At 68.1% G+C, this 16,436-nt stretch carries 17 protein-coding genes and 1 riboswitch; of the genes, 11 read left to right on the top strand and 6 right to left on the bottom strand.

The window, feature by feature from the left end; all coding sequences use genetic code 11:
- The first annotated feature begins 5 nt into the window (after nucleotides 1–5).
- The gene (gene nadB / locus C6P64_RS05115) at nucleotides 6–1,622 is read left to right on the top strand and encodes an L-aspartate oxidase (protein ID WP_105747518.1); all 1,617 of its coding nucleotides are present in this window, start codon (nucleotides 6–8) and stop codon (nucleotides 1,620–1,622) included.
- Between the two features lie 32 nt (nucleotides 1,623–1,654).
- Entirely contained in the window at nucleotides 1,655–2,071 is a 417-nt protein-coding gene (hepT, locus tag C6P64_RS05110) for a type VII toxin-antitoxin system HepT family RNase toxin (protein WP_105747517.1), read from the top strand.
- Nucleotides 2,072–2,170: 99 nt separating this feature from the next.
- On the opposite strand, the gene C6P64_RS05105 is transcribed toward hepT, so the two are convergent.
- Genes C6P64_RS05105 through C6P64_RS05095 form a run of 3 tightly spaced genes read right to left on the bottom strand, consistent with a single transcriptional unit; the run spans nucleotide 2,171 to nucleotide 4,095 of the window.
- Complete coding sequence (locus tag C6P64_RS05105; RefSeq protein ID WP_105747516.1) at nucleotides 2,171–2,695, bottom strand: carboxymuconolactone decarboxylase family protein; 525 nt, start codon at nucleotides 2,693–2,695, stop codon at nucleotides 2,171–2,173.
- Between the two features lie 41 nt (nucleotides 2,696–2,736).
- Nucleotides 2,737–3,114, bottom strand: coding sequence for a nuclear transport factor 2 family protein (locus tag C6P64_RS05100; RefSeq protein WP_105747515.1), 378 nt, complete (start codon nucleotides 3,112–3,114; stop codon nucleotides 2,737–2,739).
- A gap of 3 nt (nucleotides 3,115–3,117) precedes the next feature.
- Complete coding sequence (locus tag C6P64_RS05095; protein ID WP_105747514.1) at nucleotides 3,118–4,095, bottom strand: Bug family tripartite tricarboxylate transporter substrate binding protein; 978 nt, start codon at nucleotides 4,093–4,095, stop codon at nucleotides 3,118–3,120.
- A gap of 191 nt (nucleotides 4,096–4,286) precedes the next feature.
- Here C6P64_RS05095 and C6P64_RS05090 point away from each other — a divergent pair, with 191 nt between their 5' ends.
- The 5 genes from C6P64_RS05090 to C6P64_RS05070 are packed head-to-tail and all read left to right on the top strand — an operon-like array spanning nucleotide 4,287 to nucleotide 8,405.
- Nucleotides 4,287–4,802: a VOC family protein gene (locus tag C6P64_RS05090; RefSeq protein ID WP_105747564.1), complete on the top strand. Its 516-nt coding sequence runs from the start codon at nucleotides 4,287–4,289 to the stop codon at nucleotides 4,800–4,802.
- The gene (gene mhpA / locus C6P64_RS05085; protein WP_105747513.1) at nucleotides 4,799–6,304 is read left to right on the top strand and encodes a bifunctional 3-(3-hydroxy-phenyl)propionate/3-hydroxycinnamic acid hydroxylase MhpA; all 1,506 of its coding nucleotides are present in this window, start codon (nucleotides 4,799–4,801) and stop codon (nucleotides 6,302–6,304) included. Before C6P64_RS05090 ends, mhpA begins: the two co-directional genes overlap by 4 nt.
- Before the next feature lie 17 nt (nucleotides 6,305–6,321).
- A complete protein-coding gene (locus C6P64_RS05080) occupies nucleotides 6,322–7,074 on the top strand; it encodes an IclR family transcriptional regulator (RefSeq protein WP_105747512.1) in 753 nt (250 codons plus the stop codon).
- Nucleotides 7,075–7,104: 30 nt separating this feature from the next.
- Complete coding sequence (locus C6P64_RS05075; RefSeq protein WP_105747511.1) at nucleotides 7,105–7,956, top strand: fumarylacetoacetate hydrolase family protein; 852 nt, start codon at nucleotides 7,105–7,107, stop codon at nucleotides 7,954–7,956.
- Nucleotides 7,953–8,405, top strand: a complete 453-nt coding sequence (locus C6P64_RS05070) for a PaaI family thioesterase (RefSeq protein WP_105747510.1) — start codon at nucleotides 7,953–7,955, stop codon at nucleotides 8,403–8,405. The genes C6P64_RS05075 and C6P64_RS05070 overlap by 4 nt, the downstream gene beginning before the upstream one ends.
- Before the next feature lie 36 nt (nucleotides 8,406–8,441).
- Here the strand turns inward: C6P64_RS05070 and C6P64_RS05065 are convergent, their stop codons facing one another.
- Nucleotides 8,442–8,825 carry an MAPEG family protein gene (locus tag C6P64_RS05065; protein WP_105747509.1) on the bottom strand — a complete coding sequence of 128 codons (384 nt, stop codon included), beginning with the start codon at nucleotides 8,823–8,825 and terminating at the stop codon, nucleotides 8,442–8,444.
- A 141-nt stretch (nucleotides 8,826–8,966) separates the two neighbouring features.
- A riboswitch (TPP riboswitch) is annotated at nucleotides 8,967–9,071 on the top strand.
- Nucleotides 9,072–9,167: 96 nt separating this feature from the next.
- Between C6P64_RS05065 and thiC the strand changes: the two genes are divergently transcribed.
- A complete protein-coding gene (thiC, locus tag C6P64_RS05060; RefSeq protein ID WP_105747508.1) occupies nucleotides 9,168–11,087 on the top strand; it encodes a phosphomethylpyrimidine synthase ThiC in 1,920 nt (639 codons plus the stop codon).
- Nucleotides 11,088–11,178: 91 nt separating this feature from the next.
- Nucleotides 11,179–11,559, top strand: a complete 381-nt coding sequence (gene panD / locus C6P64_RS05055; RefSeq protein WP_105747507.1) for an aspartate 1-decarboxylase — start codon at nucleotides 11,179–11,181, stop codon at nucleotides 11,557–11,559.
- Here the strand turns inward: panD and pabB are convergent, their stop codons facing one another.
- Both pabB and nadA read right to left on the bottom strand, forming a co-directional pair.
- Nucleotides 11,560–13,332 carry an aminodeoxychorismate synthase component I gene (gene pabB, locus C6P64_RS05050; protein ID WP_105747506.1) on the bottom strand — a complete coding sequence of 591 codons (1,773 nt, stop codon included), beginning with the start codon at nucleotides 13,330–13,332 and terminating at the stop codon, nucleotides 11,560–11,562.
- Nucleotides 13,329–14,426 carry a quinolinate synthase NadA gene (gene nadA, locus C6P64_RS05045; RefSeq protein ID WP_105747505.1) on the bottom strand — a complete coding sequence of 366 codons (1,098 nt, stop codon included), beginning with the start codon at nucleotides 14,424–14,426 and terminating at the stop codon, nucleotides 13,329–13,331. Before nadA ends, pabB begins: the two co-directional genes overlap by 4 nt.
- A 213-nt stretch (nucleotides 14,427–14,639) precedes the next feature.
- Here nadA and panB point away from each other — a divergent pair, with 213 nt between their 5' ends.
- Nucleotides 14,640–15,515, top strand: coding sequence for a 3-methyl-2-oxobutanoate hydroxymethyltransferase (panB, locus tag C6P64_RS05040; RefSeq protein ID WP_105747504.1), 876 nt, complete (start codon nucleotides 14,640–14,642; stop codon nucleotides 15,513–15,515).
- Nucleotides 15,516–15,568: 53 nt separating this feature from the next.
- Nucleotides 15,569–16,420: a pantoate--beta-alanine ligase gene (gene panC, locus C6P64_RS05035; RefSeq protein ID WP_105747503.1), complete on the top strand. Its 852-nt coding sequence runs from the start codon at nucleotides 15,569–15,571 to the stop codon at nucleotides 16,418–16,420.
- Nucleotides 16,421–16,436 lie beyond the last annotated feature (16 nt).

The following is a 16,436-nucleotide window of genomic DNA, read 5'->3' as shown; positions in this document are numbered from 1 at the left end:
CCACCATGAACGCCACCCCACACCCGTCCGCCCCCACCACCCGCCGCTTCGACGTCGTCATCGTCGGCAGCGGCCTGGCCGGCCTGAGCACCGCCCTGCTGCTGCCGCCCCATCTGCAGGTCGCCATCCTGACCAAGCGCACCATCGCCGACGGCTCAAGCGGCTGGGCGCAGGGCGGCATCGCGGCCGTGCTGGCCGACGACGACAGCTTCGAAGCCCATGTGCAGGACACCTTCGTCGCTGGCGCCGGCCTGTGCGACCCGGCCGCGACCCGCTTCACGGTCGAGCACGCGCCCGAGGCGATCGCCTGGCTGCGCGCGATGGGCACCGAGTTCACCCAGCATGACGGCGAGCTGCACCTGACGCGCGAGGGCGGCCACAGCCACCGTCGCATCGTGCATGCGGCCGACGCGACCGGCGCGGCGGTCCAGCACACCCTGATCGACCGCGTGCGGCTGGCGCCCAATGTCCAGGTGTTCGAGAGCCATGTGCTGGCCGACCTGATCCTGAGCGACAAGCATGCCGTGGGCAGCTCGGACGGCGTCGGCGCGGAGCGCCGCTGCCTGGGCGCCTACGCCTTCAACGAGGACACCGACGAGGTCGAGGCCTTCGTCGCGCCGCACACCGTGCTGTGCACCGGCGGCGCGGGCAAGGTCTATCTCTACACCTCCAACCCCGACACCGCGACCGGCGACGGCATCGCGGCGGCCTGGCGTGCCGGCTGCCGGGTCGGCAACATGGAATTCATCCAGTTCCACCCGACCTGCCTGTACCACCCCGACGCCAAGAGCTTCCTGATCAGCGAGGCGGTGCGCGGCGAAGGCGGCCTGCTCAAGCTGCCCGACGGCACCCGCTTCATGCCGGCGCATGACGAGCGCGCCGAGCTCGCGCCGCGCGACGTGGTCGCGCGCGCGATCGACTTCGAGATGAAGAAGCACGGCCTGGACTGCGTCTACCTCGACATCTCGCACCAGAGCCCGGAGTTCCTGCACGAGCATTTCCCCAACATCCTGGCGCGCTGCGCCGAGCTCGGCATCGACATCACCCAGGAGCCGATCCCGGTCGTGCCGGCGGCGCACTACACCTGCGGCGGTGTCGTCACCGACCTCAATGCGCGCACCGACCTGGCCGGCCTCTACGTGGTCGGCGAGGCCAGCTGCACCGGCCTGCATGGCGCCAACCGGCTGGCCAGCAACTCGCTGCTCGAGTGCATGGTGTTCGCGCGCGCCGCGGTGGCCGACATGGCCGCCCAGCCGGTGGCCGAGATCCCGGCCATCAAGCCCTGGGACGACAGCCGCGTGATCGACGCCGACGAGCAGGTCGTGCTATCGCACAACTGGGACGAGCTGCGCCGCTTCATGTGGGACTATGTCGGTATCGTGCGCTCGACCAAGCGGCTCGAGCGCGCCGCGCGCCGCATCGCGCTGCTGCAGGCCGAGATCGCCGAGTTCTACAAAAGCTACCATGTCTCGCGCGACCTGCTCGAGCTGCGCAACCTGCTGCAGGTGGCCGACCTGATCGTGCGCTCGGCCCAGGCGCGCAAGGAAAGCCGCGGCCTGCACTTCAGCCGCGACTACCCCGAGCTGCTGGCCGAGGCAGTGCCGACGGTGCTGGTGCCCTGAAATAAGAGTGCTCTACCAGGTCAGGAAGACCGATGACTGACGAAGTGCTGGCCCACAAAGCAGCGCTGATCGAGCGTAGCGTGAGTCGCGCACGCGAGGAATACGCGGCCGCCGGCGAGCATTTCGACACCGACTACACGCGCCAGGATGCCGCGGTACTCAACATCCAGCGCGCCTGCGAAGCGGCGCTCGACATGGGGCAGCACCTGGTCCGGCGCGAGAAGCTCGGACTACCCCAGAGCTCACGTGACGTGTTTGAACTGCTGGCGCGCGCCGGCTGGATCGAAGCGAAGCTGGCCAATTCGCTGCAGAAAATGGTCGGATTCCGCAACCTGGCGGTGCACGACTACCAGAGCCTGCTGCTACCCATCACCGCGCGCGTGATCACACAGCACCTCGGTGAGTTCCTGGACTACAGCGCTGCGTTGATCCGGCGCGACGCTGCATGAGCGATCTGGCCGCGCGCACCGGCCAGCCGGCCCAATCCATAGCAGCGATACAGCAGGTGCTAGCCGCCTGCTGAACGCTTCAGCCAGCCCCAGACGCCGTCAGGCCAGCCGCATCTCGAAGGCATTGAGCGTCATCGCCACAAAGGCGTAGTAGCCGACGATGCCGACCAGCTCGACCATGCCGCGCTCGCCAAAGGCGGCAATGCCCTGGCGGTACAGCGCGTCGCCGATGCGGTGGGTAGCGAGCAGTTCGGTCGCCAGCCGATGCAGCAGGCGCTGGCGCTCGTCCGTGAGTACGGGGCTGGCAGCAGCGCGGATGTTCGCGATCGCCTCGGGCGACAGCCCGGCCTGCAGCGCGATCGGCTCGTGGATCTGCTGCTCGCCCGGGCAGTGGAAATGCGCTGCCACGCACAGGATCAGCAGCTCGGACTCGACCAGCGCGAACCCGGTCTGGTAGCGGCAGAAGGCCCCGAGCTTTTCGGCGGGCGAGGCCAGCGCCGGGCTGTGCATCCAGGCCAGGAAGGGGCCGCTGAGGTTGCCGCGGGTCGACAGGATCGAGTCATGCACCGCGCGCTGCGCGGCATCGAAGCGGCTGGTTTCGGGCAGGGGAAGGCGGGATTGCATCGCGGATACCTTGGAATGCCTCGGCATGTGGCGCGCCGGCCTCAGGCCGCAGGCAGGGGCGTGCCCTGGTGTGCGTGCAGGCGCCATTCGCCGTCGGCGCCGCACGCCCAGACCGTCATGAACAGGCTGGCGACGCTCTTGCGCTGGCCGTCCTTGCTGACCAGGGCGCTCATGCGGCCGCTGACCGTCGCCGCCTGCTGCAGGAGCTGCACCTGCAGCTCGGAGAAATCGAGCTCGAGGTAGCGCAGGCTGCCGCCCGCGAGCTTGGCCAGGTAGCTGTCGCGCCGGTCGCAGGCTCCGGTGGAATGCACGTAGACCAGCCCTTCGGCCAGCAGCCGCTGCAAGGCGGGCAGGTCGCCCGCCAACAGCGCCTGCCGACGGCGCTCCTCCAGCGCCAGCAGCATGGGAACGCTGCTCATGGCTCAGTCCAGCTTGATGCCGGTGCCACGGATGGCCTGGCCCCAGAGCTGGCTGTCCTGCTTGAGGAAGGCCGTGAACTCGGCCGACGTCTGCGCCTTGAGCTCGCCGCCATAGGAGCGCCACTTGGCGATCAGGTTGGGGTTCTGCGCCGTGGCCTTCTGCATCGCATCGGCCAGCTTGTTGACGACAGGCGCTGGCGTGCCGGCCGGGGCAAACAGGCCGATCCAGGCGGTGGGGCTGTAGTCGGGCAGTCCGGCCTCGGCAAAGGTCGGCACCTCCGGGAAGTTCGGGTGACGGCTCTTGCCAGTGATGGCCAGGATCTTGAGCTTGCCGGCCTTGACATTGCCGATCGCTGCCGGCAGCGCATCGAAGATCACCTGCACCTGGCCGCCGACCAGGTCGCCGTAGGGGCTGCTGGTGTTGTAGGGCACGAAATCGATCTTGACCCCGGCATTGGCGGCAAACCACTCCCCTGCCAGATGCGAATAGCTGCCGATGCCCGAGGTCGCGGCGACCACCGAGCCCGGTTGCTTCTTCAGGCGCTCGATCAGCTCCTTGGCGCTGCCCTCCTTCACGCTGGGGTGGGCGGTCAAGGCGGTGTTGAGCAGGCCGACGATGCTGACCGGGGTGAAATCGCGGTCGGCCTTGTAGGGCACCTTGCTGTAGAGGTGGGGCACCACCGACAGGGCGGTGGTCGGCCCCATCACCAGGGTGTAGCCATCGGGGGCTGCCTTGGCCGCAGCTTCCATGCCGATCATGCTGGACGCGCCCGGGCGGTTCTCCACGATCACCGAGCTGCCCAGCACCTTGCCCAATTCGGTGGCGATCTCGCGGGTGTTGGCATCAGGTCCGGTGCCCGCGGGGAATGGCGCAATGATCCGGATCGGCTTGCTCGGGTAGTCCTGCGCCAAGGCAGGCCAGGCACTGAGACAGGCCAGGGTCAGGGCGGCCAGGCCCAGGCGGCGGGTGATGCGGTTCATGCAGAAGTCTCCTGTATCGGTTGGGTAGTGGCTAGCGGTCAGGTCACATTCTCTAAAAAACTGTTTTTTCTCATATTAGGATAATCCACTAGTTTTTTATGATTTTTAAATCATAGAATTTCTCAAATTCTTAAGAGGAGATAGCAGTGACCCGTCCCTTCAGTCAGCGCCAGTCGCTGGTGTTCAGCCACATGGGCTTCTATGTGCAGGATCTGGAACGCATGGCGCGCTTCTACAAGGAAGTGCTGTGCTTCTTCGAGACCGATCGCGGCGACCTGGGTCCGGTGCAGCTGGTGTTCCTGAGCCGCGACCCGTCCGAGCACCACCAGATCGTGCTGGCCAGCGGCCGCCCGGCTGACCTGTCATTCAGCGTGATCAACCAGATCTCGCTGCGCGTGCCTGACCTGGCCACGCTGCGCGAAGTGCAGCGCCGCGTGTCAGCCGAGCCGGACGTGAGCGAACTCGTCAGCGCCACCCATGGCAACGCGGTGTCGATCTACTTCCGCGATCCGGAAGGCAATCGGCTGGAGGTGTTCCTGGACATGCCCTGGTACTGTGAGCAGCCGCTGCGCGAGCCGATCGACCTGTCCCAGAGCGACGAAGCCGTGCTGGCCGCCGCCGAAGCGCTGGCACGCAGCCGGCCCAAGTTCCGCAGCCGCGCCCAGTGGCAGGCCGAGATGGAGCAACTCATGGGATACCAGGCATGAACAACACGGTTTACGACGTGGCCATCATCGGCTATGGCCCGGCGGGTGCGACGCTGGCCAACCTGCTGGGCCAGTACGGTCTGTCGGTACTGGTGCTCGAGCGCGAGGCCGGCATCTATCCGCTACCGCGCGCCATCCACTTCGACGGCGAAGTCATGCGCGTGTTCGAGACCGCCGGCCTGCGCTCCGAGGTCGAGGCCATCTCGCGCCCGGGGCTCAAGGGCATGCATTTCAACAATGCCGCCGGCGAAACCCTGCTGATCCGCGCCGGCACCAGCGCGCGCGGCCCGCACGGCTGCGCCAACAACCACTATTTCCACCAGCCCGAACTCGAAGCCGTGCTGCGCGACGGCCTGCGCCGCTACCCCCGGGTACAGGTGCGCACCCGCCACGAGGTCACGGCGATCGAGGACGGTGCCGACGTCGCCACCCTGCAGGTGACCGACCTGCAAGCCGGGCAGTCCCAGGCGGTGCGGGCGCGCTATGTCGTCGGCTGCGACGGCGCCCGCTCGATGGTGCGCAAGGTGATGGGTTCGACCATGAAGGACCTGGGACTGCAACAGTCCTGGCTGGTGTTCGACGTCCAGCTCAAGACCGAGGTGCCCAGCCTGCCCGACCACACGGTGCAGCACTGCGACCCGGCCCGCCCCATGACCTACTGCAACGTCACGGGCAAGCGTCGCCGCTGGGAAATCATGCTGATGCCGGGCGACGACCCCGAGCAGTTGGTCCAGCCCGACACGCTGTGGCGGCTGGTGGCCAAGTGGGTCACGCCCGAGCAGGCCGACATCGAGCGCGCCGTGATCTACACCTTCCGCTCGCTCATCGCCGAGGACTGGCGCCAGGGTCGCCTGCTGCTGGCCGGCGATGCCGCGCACCAGACCCCGCCCTTCCTGGGTCAGGGCATGTGCGCGGCCATCCGGGATGCCTCGAACCTGGCCTGGAAGCTCGATGCCGTGCTGCGCGGCCGCGCCGACCCGGCACTGCTCGACAGCTACGAGAGCGAACGCTCGCCGCATGTGCACGCCTTCATCGAGCTGGCGGTCAAGCTCGGCGACATCATCCAGACCACCGACCCGCAGGCCGCGCGCGAGCGCGATGCCCGCTTCAAGGCCGGCCAGCCCGAGATCTTTCAGTTCCCGGCCCCGCGCCTGGGCCCCGGCATCTGGCAGGGCGAGCAGGCACCGGTGGCGCAGGTGTTCCCGCAGCCCTTGCTGGCCGATGGCCGCCGGCTCGATGCCGCGCTGGGACTGAACTTCGCGGTCATCGGCGACGAGTCGGTGCTGTCGGGTGTGAGCGAGGACACCGAGGCGCGCTGGCAGGCCCAGGGCCTGGTCCGGCTGCCGGCCAGAGACCCGGAACTGCAGGCCTGGCTCGAGCAGCATGGCGTGCGCGCCGTGATGCTGCGCCCGGACCGCTACCTGATGGGGGTGGCCCGCTCGAGCAGCGAGCTCGATAGCATCAGTGCCTGTCTGCCCGCTGCGGCAGCTCTCGTCCACTGATGTTTTCCTGACCACCCATGACCGACAAAGCCGACTCCAGCCTCGCGCGCATGCTCAGCGTGCTCGACCTGTTCTCCGACCAGCGCCTGCACTGGAGCGCCGAGGACATCAGCGAGGCGCTGGGCGTGTCCCTGCCGACCAGCTACCGCTACGTGAAGACGCTCGGCGACGCGGGCCTGCTGCGGCGCGGGCCGGACGCGCAGTTCACGCTGGGGCCGCGCATCGTCGTGCTGGACCACTACATCCGCCAGGCCGATCCGGTGCTGCAGCGCGGCATTCCCTTCATGCGCGAGCTGGTGAAGCAGACCGGCTTCGATTGCGTGGTCTCCAGCCTGTACGGCGACCAGCTGCTCGACACCCACCGCGAGTACGGCAGCATGCCGGCGGACCTGAGCTACGGCCGGGGCCGGCCACGGCCGCTGTTCCTGGGCGGGGCCGCCAAGGTGATCCTGGCCGGCCTGCCCACGCCCCAGCTGCACCGGCTGCTCGACAGCCATCGGGACGAAGTGGCCGCCGCGGGACTGCCGACCGACTGGCCCACGTTTCGGCGCTACTACAGCCAGATCCGCAAGGACGGCCGCTACTTCTCGAACGGTGAACTCGAGCCCCAGCTCGCCGCCCTGGCGGTGCCGCTGCACGACGCCGACGGCAGCGTGATCGGCGCCCTCTCGCTCGTGACCACGGTGCAGCGCATGGCGGTGATCGACCTCGACAAGCTCACCCCGCTGATCCAGCGCGCCGCGCAGGAAATCGCCGCCCGGCTGCGCTGACCCTTTCCTTCTCCACTTGAAAACCAGACCATGAAACTCATCAGCTTCCTGAACCAGGGCGTCCCCTCCTACGGCATCGTCGACGGCGACGAGGTGCTCGACCTGACTCCCATCCTCGGCACCCAGGCGCCTGACCTCAAGACCCTGATCGCCAAGGACCTGCTGGGCGCTGCGGCCGAAGCGGCTAAGACCCACCAGCCCACGCTCAAGTTCTCGCAGCTCGAGCTGCTGCCCGTGATCCCGAACCCGGGCCAGATCTTCTGCATCGGCCTGAACTACGGCGAGCATGTGCAGGAGACCGGCCACAAGGTGACCGAGGCGCCCGCGATCTTCCTGCGCCTGCCCGAGTCGCAGGTGGCGCATGGCCAGGACATCCTGCGCCCGGCCGAATCGCACCGCCTCGACTACGAGGCCGAGATCGCGATCGTGATCGGCAAGGGCGGCCGCCGCATCCAGGAAGAGGACGCCTGGGACCACATTGCCGGCTACAGCTGCTACAACGACGGCTCGGTGCGCGACTGGCAGGTTGCCACCTCGCAGTGGACGCCAGGCAAGAACTTCTACAGGACCGGCGGCTTCGGCCCCTGGCTGGTCAGCAGCGACGAGATCGCCCCCGGCCAGGTCATGCACATGCAGACCATCCTGAACGGCCAGGTGCTGCAGGACACCACCACCGACAAGATGATCCACAGCATCCCGCGCCAGATCGCCTACATCTCCAGCTTCACCCCGCTATCGCCCGGCGACGTGATCGTCACCGGCACCCCGGGCGGCGTGGGCAACAAGCGCAGCCCGCAGATCTTCATGAAGCCCGGCGACATCTGCGAGATCGTGGTCGATGCCATCGGCACGCTGCGCAACGGCATCCGCGACGACGCATGAGCACGGGACCTTTCGCCACCGCTGACGCCAGCGGCTATCTGAGCCGCATGTTGCGCGGCGAAGCGGCCAGGGCGCCGGTGCTGGATCTGCTGGACAGCCGCCTGCAGGGCGTGGATGCGGCAGCCGGCACGCTGACCTCGACCTATCAGGCCGGGGCCGACTTCCTGAATCCGGCGGGCCAGGTCCAGGGCGGCATGCTCAGCGCGATGCTGGACGACCTGACGGCCAGCCTGGTCGACGCCACCCTGGGCGCCGGACAGGGCGTGGCCACGCTGAACCTGAACGTGTCCTTCCTGCGCCCGGCCATGGCCGGCCAGCTGACGGGGGAAGCCCGCCTGCTGCGGCGCGGGCGCGAGGTCTGCCATGTCATGGGCACGCTGCTGCAGGACGGCAAGGAAATCGCGACCGCCGTGACGGTCTGCAAAATCATGCTGGTCCCGGCACGCTAGAACCGGGGGCTGGTGTAGGGCCAGGGGTCCGCCCCCTCACCCCACCAGCAACGCGCCCACATGCAGCGCCACCACGCAGCCCATGCCCACCGTCCAGACCAGCGAACGCAGCGTGGCCTTGTCGGCCAGATAGCAGGCGATATAGCCCAGGCGGGCCAGCACGAAGGCAATCGCCAGCGCGTCCACCCGCACTGGGTCGACGCCGGCATGCAGCGCCAGCAGCACGCCCGAGGCAAAGAACGGGAAGGCCTCGAAACTGTTGGCCTGGGCGGCATTGGCGCGCGCCCGGAATCCCGTGACCTGGGCCAGCCAGGCACGCGGGTTGTGGTTGTCGTAGCCCTTGAGGCCGGCCTTGGCGATGCCAGCGCAGACCACCGGCAGCAGGCCCGCGACCAGCAGGCAGAGGTAGGACCATTTCATCGCGGGATACTCCTGTTGCAATGTTGACTCGCGATTGTCGGGGCCGTTGGGAGATTCTGGACCGCTGGCAGCGAATCCCCCATCTTCCAGAGCAGCAGCCAGGCAGCCGTCCCCCGCAGTGGTGGGCAAATGCTTACAATGGCAACTGCTCCGGGGTGTCCGCATATTGCGGGCTGAGATGGCCAGCGCCAAACCCGCGAACTTGATCCGGTTCATACCGGCGGAAGAAGAGCTGTCTTACCCCTTGGTCTCGGATGACCAGGCCTGGCTTGCGCCGGCAACCCATCCAGCCAGCGGGGCGACCTTCGGAGCAAACCCGTCACACCGAAGGAGACCCGCCCCATGAACGCCCCCGCTGACAAATTCCTCGCCGCCTCGGCCCAGGTGGATTCGGCCGCCATCGCGCCGCTGCCAAACTCGCGCAAGATCTACGTCCAGGGTTCGCGCCCCGACCTCCGGGTACCGATGCGCGAGATCGTGCAGTCCGACACGCCGACCGGCTTCGGCGGCGAGAAGAACCCGCCGGTCACCGTCTACGACTGCTCGGGTCCCTACACCGACCCCGACGCACAGATCGACATCCGCTCCGGCCTGGCCGCATTGCGCGCCAACTGGATAGCAGAGCGCGGCGACACCGAGCTGCTGGCCGACCTGAGCAGCGAGTTCGGCCGCGCGCGCGCCGCCGACCCCAGGCTCGACGAGCTGCGCTTCCCCGGCCTGCAGCGCCAGCCGCGCCGCGCCAAGGCCGGCGCCAACGTGACGCAGATGCACTATGCGCGTCGCGGCATCATCACGCCCGAGATGGAGTTCGTCGCCATCCGCGAGAATCTCAAGCGCCAGGAATATGTCGAGTCGCTGAAACGCAGCGGCCCGACGGGCGAGAAGATGGCGCGCCTGCTGACCCGCCAGCACCCGGGCCAATCCTTTGGCGCCAGCATCCCGGCCGAGATCACGCCCGAGTTCGTGCGCAGCGAGATCGCGCGCGGCCGCGCCATCATCCCGAACAACATCAACCACCCCGAATCCGAGCCGATGATCATCGGCCGCAACTTCCTGGTCAAGATCAACGCCAACATCGGCAACTCGGCGCTCGGCAGCTCGATCAACGAGGAAGTCGACAAGATGACCTGGGCCATCCGCTGGGGCGGCGACACGGTGATGGACCTCTCGACCGGCAAGAACATCCACGAGACGCGCGAGTGGATCGTCCGCAACTCTCCGGTGCCGATCGGTACCGTGCCGATCTACCAGGCACTCGAAAAGGTCAATGGCAAGGCCGAGGACCTGACCTGGGAAATCTTCAAGGACACGCTGATCGAGCAGGCCGAGCAAGGCGTGGACTACTTCACCATCCACGCCGGCGTGCTGCTGCGCTACGTGCCGCTGACCGCCGACCGCATGACCGGCATCGTCAGCCGCGGCGGCTCCATCATGGCCAAGTGGTGCCTGGCGCATCACCAGGAGAACTTCCTCTACACCCATTTCGAGGAGATCTGCGAGATCATGAAGGCCTATGACGTGGCCTTCTCCCTGGGCGACGGCCTGCGTCCGGGCTCGATCTACGACGCCAACGACGAGGCGCAACTGGGCGAACTCAAGACCCTGGGCGAGCTGACCCAGATCGCCTGGAAGCACGATGTGCAGGTGATGATCGAGGGCCCAGGCCATGTGCCACTGCACCTGATCAAGGAGAACATGGACCTGCAGCTCGAGCAGTGCAGTGAAGCGCCCTTCTACACCCTGGGCCCGCTGACCACCGACATCGCGCCGGGCTACGACCACATCACCAGCGGCATCGGCGCCGCGACCATCGGCTGGTACGGCTGCGCCATGCTGTGCTACGTGACGCCCAAGGAGCACCTGGGCCTGCCCGACAAGGACGACGTCAAGACCGGCATCATCACCTACAAGCTCGCCGCCCATGCCGCCGACCTGGCCAAGGGCCACCCGGGCGCGCAGATCCGCGACAACGCGCTCTCGAAGGCGCGCTTCGAGTTCCGCTGGGACGACCAGTTCAACCTCGGCCTCGATCCCGACAAGGCGCGCGAGTTCCACGACGAGACCCTGCCCAAGGAGTCGGCCAAGGTGGCGCATTTCTGCTCGATGTGCGGCCCGCATTTCTGCTCGATGAAGATCACGCAGGATGTGCGCGACTTCGCGGCCAAGCAGGGTCTGGCCGAGTCGCAGGCGATCGAGAAGGGCATGGAAGTCAAGGCGATCGAGTTCGTCAAGATGGGCGCCGAGGTCTACCGCCAGGTCTGATCCGCGTCAGGCTTTTGCAAGGAAACGGACCGTCAAGGCGGTCCGTTTCTGCGCTTCTGTCAAAATAGCGCTCCATTTGCCAGAGACCACCATGTTCCGTACCCTGCTCAAATCCAAGATCCACCGCGTCAAGACCACGCATGCCGAACTGCACTACGAAGGCTCCTGCGCGATCGACGAGGACCTGCTCGATGCTTCCGGCATTGTCGAGAACGAGCAGATCCATATCTGGAACGTCGACAACGGCGAGCGTTTCGTGACCTATGCGATCAAGGGCCAGCGCGGCACCGGCATGATCTCGGTCAACGGCTCGGCGGCGCGCCGCGCCGCCGTCGGCGACCTGCTGATCATCGCGGCCTTCGCCCAGGTGCACGAGGACCAGATCGCCAGCCACAAGCCCAAGCTGGTGTTCGTCAACGACCAGAACCAGCAGGTCGAGCTGCGCGACAAGGTCGCGGTGCAGCAGATGTGATCAGGCCAGCCGGGCCGGAATCCAGCCGCGCAGGCTGTTGAGGAAGGCCAGGCCGGTCGCGCGCTGCAGGTCCTCGACCCGCAGCACGGCCTCCTGCAGCCGGCCCTCGCGCAGCGCGGTCTCGCGCCCGACGCCGTCGAGCAGGCCACAGGACAGCGCTGGCGTCAGCCATTGGCCGTCGATCTGCAGCGCGAGATTGCCGCGCGTGCACTCGGTCAGCTCGCCGCGCGAGTTCCACAGGATGGCATCGAACACCCCCGGCTGCGTCGGCGCAGCCGCGTCGTAGTGCGCGCGGCGCGTGGTCTTGTAGCGCACGAACTCGCCCTGTGCGGCCTCGAAGGGCTGCGGCGCCAGCGCCAGCGTGACCTGGGCCGGGCTGGCCTCCATCGCGAAGGCCTGGACCTGGGCCCTGCCCTGCGCGTCGAGCAGCAGGCGCACCCGCCACAGCCCTTGCGGATGGGCCGCCACCAGCGCTTGCAGCTGGGCCAGCAAGGCCGCCTGGTCGAGCGGATAGCCGAAATGGTCGGCGGCGCGCTGCAGCCGCGCCAGGTGCTCGGACCGATGGCGCAGCTGGCCGTCGGCCAGCGCCAGCGTCTCGAGCAGCTCGAACGGCTCGCTGGCCCGATCGAGGAAGGCGAGCTTGTGGCGCCATTCCTGCCATTCGCCCTCGGCGGTGGCACCCGAGGTGATGCCGCTGCCGATGCCGCAGCTTAAGCGCTGGCCCTGCGCCGTCACGGTGCGGATCGCGACGTTGAAGGTCGCGTGGCCACCCGGTCGCAGCACGCCGATGGCGCCGCAATAGGCGCCGCGCGGCACCGGCTCGAGCTCATGGATCAGCCGCATGGCCTGCACCTTGGGCGCGCCCGTGATCGAGCCGCAGGGAAACAGCGCGCCGAAGACATCGGCCAGGGTGGTGCCGGGCCGGCTGTCGGCCGTCACGTCCGAGGTCATCTGCCAGATGGTCGGCAACGCCTCGCGGTGGAACAGGCGCGGCACCTTGACCGAATGCGGCAACGCGATGCGCGACAGGTCGTTGCGGATCAGGTCGACGATCATGACGTTCTCGGCCCGCTCCTTGGCGGAGCTGAGCAAGGCGTCGGCATGGGCCTGGTCCTGCTCGGGCGTGGCGCCGCGCACGGCCGTGCCCTTCATCGGGCGCACCAGCAACTTCGAGCCGTCCCAGTCGAAGAACAGCTCGGGCGAGACCGACAGCAGCTGGCGCGTCCCCGTATCGAGGAAGGCCGAATAGCCGCCCGGCTGGGCCCGGCGCAAGGCCGCGTACAGCGCGAGCGGGCTGCCCTGCAGCAGCTGGCCCTCGAGCTGGGCCGTGTGGTTGATCTGGTAGCAGTCGCCGGCGGCGATCGCGGCCTGGATCGCCTCGATGTCGCGCGTGAAGGCCGCGCGCTCGGGGCCGCTGTCCCAGCGGATCTTGACCGGCTGCTGGACGGCTGCAGCGGCGCCGGACGGCAGCAGTTCATCCTCCGGCCAGGGCAGCGCGGCATCGAAGACCGCGAACCAGGCCAGCGGCCCCGTGGCCGGATGGACGCGCAGCGCCGCGTCGAAGGCCGGCGCGGCCTCGTAGGCGACATGGCCCAGGCACCAGCGCCCGGCCAGCGCCTCGGCCTGCACCTGTTCCAGCAGCGGCTTGACCTCGGCCAGCGTGTCGGCCTGCAGCAGGCGCAGCGGCGCGCCGAAGGCGTAGCGCAGGCGCTCGCCCGCTGCGCCCTGCGGCTGGGCGAAGTCGATCAGCGCCGTGACGGCAACCGCCGTCATGCCGCGCCGATGTTGGGCACCAGCGCGCCGGCGTCCTGGCCAGCCTTGTGCGCGGCGGTGAAGGCCAGCATGCGGTCGATCGGCTGGCGCGCGCGCGGGATCAGCTCGGGGTCGACGTGGATCTCGTTGAGGCCGGTCTCGAGCACGCGCGCGACGCCGGCCAGGCTGTTCATCGCCATCCAGGGGCAGTGCGCGCAGCTCTTGCAGGTCGCGCTGTTGCCGGCGGTCGGCGCCTCGATGAAGGTCTTGCCCGGGTTGAGCTGGCGCAGCTTGTGCATCATGCCGTTGTCGGTCGCGACGATGAACTCCTTGGCGTCCATGGTCCTGGCGGCGTTCAGGATCGCCGAGGTCGAGCCGACCGCATCGGCCAGCGCGACCACCTCGGCCGGGCTCTCGGGGTGCACCAGTACCTTGGCGCCCGGATGCTGCTGGATCAGCGCCTCGAGCTCGAAGGCCTTGAACTCGTCATGCACGATGCACGAGCCCTGCCACATCAGCATGTCGGCGCCGGTCTCGCGCTGGATGTAGCCGCCCAGGTGCTTGTCGGGTGCCCACAGGATCTTGTGACCCTTGTCCTTCAAGGCGCTGACGATCTCGAGCGCGCAGCTCGAGGTCACCAGCCAGTCGGACCTGGCCTTGACCGCCGCGCTGGTGTTGGCATAGACCACCACCGTGCGGTCCGGGTGCTGGTCGCAGAAGGCCGCGAAGTCATCGACCGGGCAGCCCAGGTCGAGCGAGCAGTTGGCGTCGAGGTCGGGCATCAGGATGGTCTTCTCGGGCGAGAGGATCTTGGCCGTCTCGCCCATGAAGCGCACGCCCGACACCACCAGGGTCTGCGCCGCGTGGTCGCGGCCGAAGCGCGCCATCTCCAGGCTGTCGCTGACGATGCCGCCGGTCTCCTCGGCCAGGTCCTGCAGGTCCGGGTGCACATAGTAGTGCGACACCAGGACCGCGTTCTTTTCCTTCAGCAGGCGGCGGATCTTGTCCTTGAGCGCGGCGCGCTCCTGCTGGCTCGGCTCTTCGGGCACGCGCGCCCAGGCATGGCGCGTGGTGCAAGCCGGCTGCTCGTAATCGACCTCGATGACCTTGTCCATCTCTCTATGCTCTCTGTTGGGCTTTGGCTGCCGGCAGCGGGAGCCGGCCATGCATGCGGTACGCCCTCCGGAATCGACGACCGCTCTGGACCGCTATTGTCCCGCATCGGCGGCGCCCGCGTGGCGCAGCGGACAAGAAGCTGCTGCGGCAGAAGCGCCCACGGATAGACTAGACTTTGGGCCTCACGGGACACAATCGGAAGAAATTCACACATGAGCGAGACGCTAGCCAGCACCCCCTACGGCACCCTGCCCACGGCTGCTTCGCTGCCGCAGCGCAAGCCGGTCAGCCTGCCGCGCCTGCACGAGATGCGCGAGCGTGGCGAGAAAATCACCATGCTGACCGCCTACGACGCCACCTTCGCCGCCGCGGCCGACAGCGCCGGGGTCGAGACCCTGCTGATCGGCGACTCGCTCGGCATGGTCTGCCAGGGCCTCTCCAGCACCGTCGGGGTCACGCTCGAGACCATGTGCTATCACACCGAGAGCGTCGCGCGCGGCCTGCGCCGGGTCCAGGGCACGGCCTGGATCGTTGCCGACCTGCCCTTCGGCAGCTACCAGGAATCGAAGGAACAGGCCATCCGCAGCGCCTCGGCGCTGATGCATGCGGGCGCGCACATGATCAAGCTCGAGGGCGGCGGCTGGACCACCGAGACCGTGGCCTTCCTGGTCGAGCGCGGCATCCCGGTCTGCGGCCACCTCGGACTGACGCCGCAGACAGTGCATGCACTGGGCGGCTACCGCGTCCAGGGCCGCAGCGACAGCGACGCCCAGCGGCTGCGCCGCGATGCGCTGGCACTGCAGGATGCCGGCGCCGACATGCTGGTACTCGAGATGGTGCCGGCGCTGCTCGCGGCCGAACTGACGCCCGAGCTGTCGCGCTGCCACACCATCGGCATCGGTTCGGGCAATGGCACGGCCGGCCAGGTGCTCGTGATGCACGACATGCTCGGCATGGGCCTGGGCAAGACGCCCAAGTTCGTGCGCAACTTCATGGCCGGCAACGACAGCGTGCGCGACGCGATGGCCGCCTATGTCGCCGCCGTCAAGGACGGCAGCTTCCCCGACAACCGGCTGCACGCCTGGTAAACCCGGCCACCCCTCATTCCGTCGCCTCCAGACCGACTCCGCTCACAGACTCCATGCAAGTCATCCATACCCTCGCCGAGCTGCGCCAGCAGCTGGCCCGCTTCGATTCGCCCGCCTTCGTGCCGACCATGGGCAACCTGCACGACGGCCACCTGGCGCTGGTCCGCCATGCCCGCCAGCTGGGCGACGTGACCGTCGCCAGCATCTTCGTCAACCGGCTCCAGTTCCTGCCGCACGAGGACTTCGACAGCTACCCGCGCACGCTGGAAGCCGACTGCGCCAAGCTCGAAGCAGCAGGCTGCGACATCGTGTTCGCGCCGTCGGAAAAGGAGCTCTACCCGCAGCCGCAGACCTTCAAGGTCCACGCGCCGGCAGCGCTAGGCGACATCCTCGAAGGCCATTTCCGCCCGGGCTTCTTCACCGGCGTCAGCACCGTGGTCATGAAGCTGTTCCAGTGCGTGTTCAGCGAGGCCAAGGGCCAGCGCCACGCGGTGTTCGGCAAGAAGGACTACCAGCAGCTGATGGTGATCCGCCAGCTGGTGCAGCAGTTCGCGCTGCCGGTGACGGTGCATGGCGTCGACACCGAGCGCGCCGCCAGCGGCCTGGCCCTGAGCTCGCGCAACGGCTACCTGTCCGAGGCCGAGCGCAGCGAGGCAACCCAGCTCTCGCTCGCGCTGAAATCCCTGATCGCGGCCGTGCTCGGCGGCGAGCACAACCTGGCCCCGCTCGAGCAGCAGGCGATGCAGGCGCTGGCCGCGCGCGGCTGGCAGCCCGACTACCTGACGGTGCGCCGCCGCGTCGACCTGCAGGTCCCGCAGGGCCACGAGTTCCAGCCCGGCGAGCTGGTCGCGCTGGGCGCGGCACGGCTGGGCAGCACCCGCCTGATCGACAACCTCGAGTTCTAGGGCCTGTTAACACAAT

It is taken from the genome of Malikia granosa (genome assembly GCF_002980595.1).
GTDB classification, from domain to species: domain Bacteria; phylum Pseudomonadota; class Gammaproteobacteria; order Burkholderiales; family Burkholderiaceae_C; genus Malikia; species Malikia granosa.
The sequence above is the reverse complement of the archived record's forward strand: the minus strand, read 5'-3'. Positions and strand labels throughout refer to the sequence as shown.

Coding starts and splice junctions, on each gene's coding strand:
- nadB (WP_105747518.1), top strand. CDS start 6: ATGAACGCCACCCCACACCCGTCCGCCCCCACCACCCGCCGCTTCGAC.
- hepT (WP_105747517.1), top strand. CDS start 1,655: ATGACTGACGAAGTGCTGGCCCACAAAGCAGCGCTGATCGAGCGTAGC.
- C6P64_RS05105 (WP_105747516.1), bottom strand. CDS start 2,695: ATGCAATCCCGCCTTCCCCTGCCCGAAACCAGCCGCTTCGATGCCGCG.
- C6P64_RS05100 (WP_105747515.1), bottom strand. CDS start 3,114: ATGAGCAGCGTTCCCATGCTGCTGGCGCTGGAGGAGCGCCGTCGGCAG.
- C6P64_RS05095 (WP_105747514.1), bottom strand. CDS start 4,095: ATGAACCGCATCACCCGCCGCCTGGGCCTGGCCGCCCTGACCCTGGCC.
- C6P64_RS05090 (WP_105747564.1), top strand. CDS start 4,287: ATGGGCTTCTATGTGCAGGATCTGGAACGCATGGCGCGCTTCTACAAG.
- mhpA (WP_105747513.1), top strand. CDS start 4,799: ATGAACAACACGGTTTACGACGTGGCCATCATCGGCTATGGCCCGGCG.
- C6P64_RS05080 (WP_105747512.1), top strand. CDS start 6,322: ATGACCGACAAAGCCGACTCCAGCCTCGCGCGCATGCTCAGCGTGCTC.
- C6P64_RS05075 (WP_105747511.1), top strand. CDS start 7,105: ATGAAACTCATCAGCTTCCTGAACCAGGGCGTCCCCTCCTACGGCATC.
- C6P64_RS05070 (WP_105747510.1), top strand. CDS start 7,953: ATGAGCACGGGACCTTTCGCCACCGCTGACGCCAGCGGCTATCTGAGC.
- C6P64_RS05065 (WP_105747509.1), bottom strand. CDS start 8,825: ATGAAATGGTCCTACCTCTGCCTGCTGGTCGCGGGCCTGCTGCCGGTG.
- thiC (WP_105747508.1), top strand. CDS start 9,168: ATGAACGCCCCCGCTGACAAATTCCTCGCCGCCTCGGCCCAGGTGGAT.
- panD (WP_105747507.1), top strand. CDS start 11,179: ATGTTCCGTACCCTGCTCAAATCCAAGATCCACCGCGTCAAGACCACG.
- pabB (WP_105747506.1), bottom strand. CDS start 13,332: ATGACGGCGGTTGCCGTCACGGCGCTGATCGACTTCGCCCAGCCGCAG.
- nadA (WP_105747505.1), bottom strand. CDS start 14,426: ATGGACAAGGTCATCGAGGTCGATTACGAGCAGCCGGCTTGCACCACG.
- panB (WP_105747504.1), top strand. CDS start 14,640: ATGAGCGAGACGCTAGCCAGCACCCCCTACGGCACCCTGCCCACGGCT.
- panC (WP_105747503.1), top strand. CDS start 15,569: ATGCAAGTCATCCATACCCTCGCCGAGCTGCGCCAGCAGCTGGCCCGC.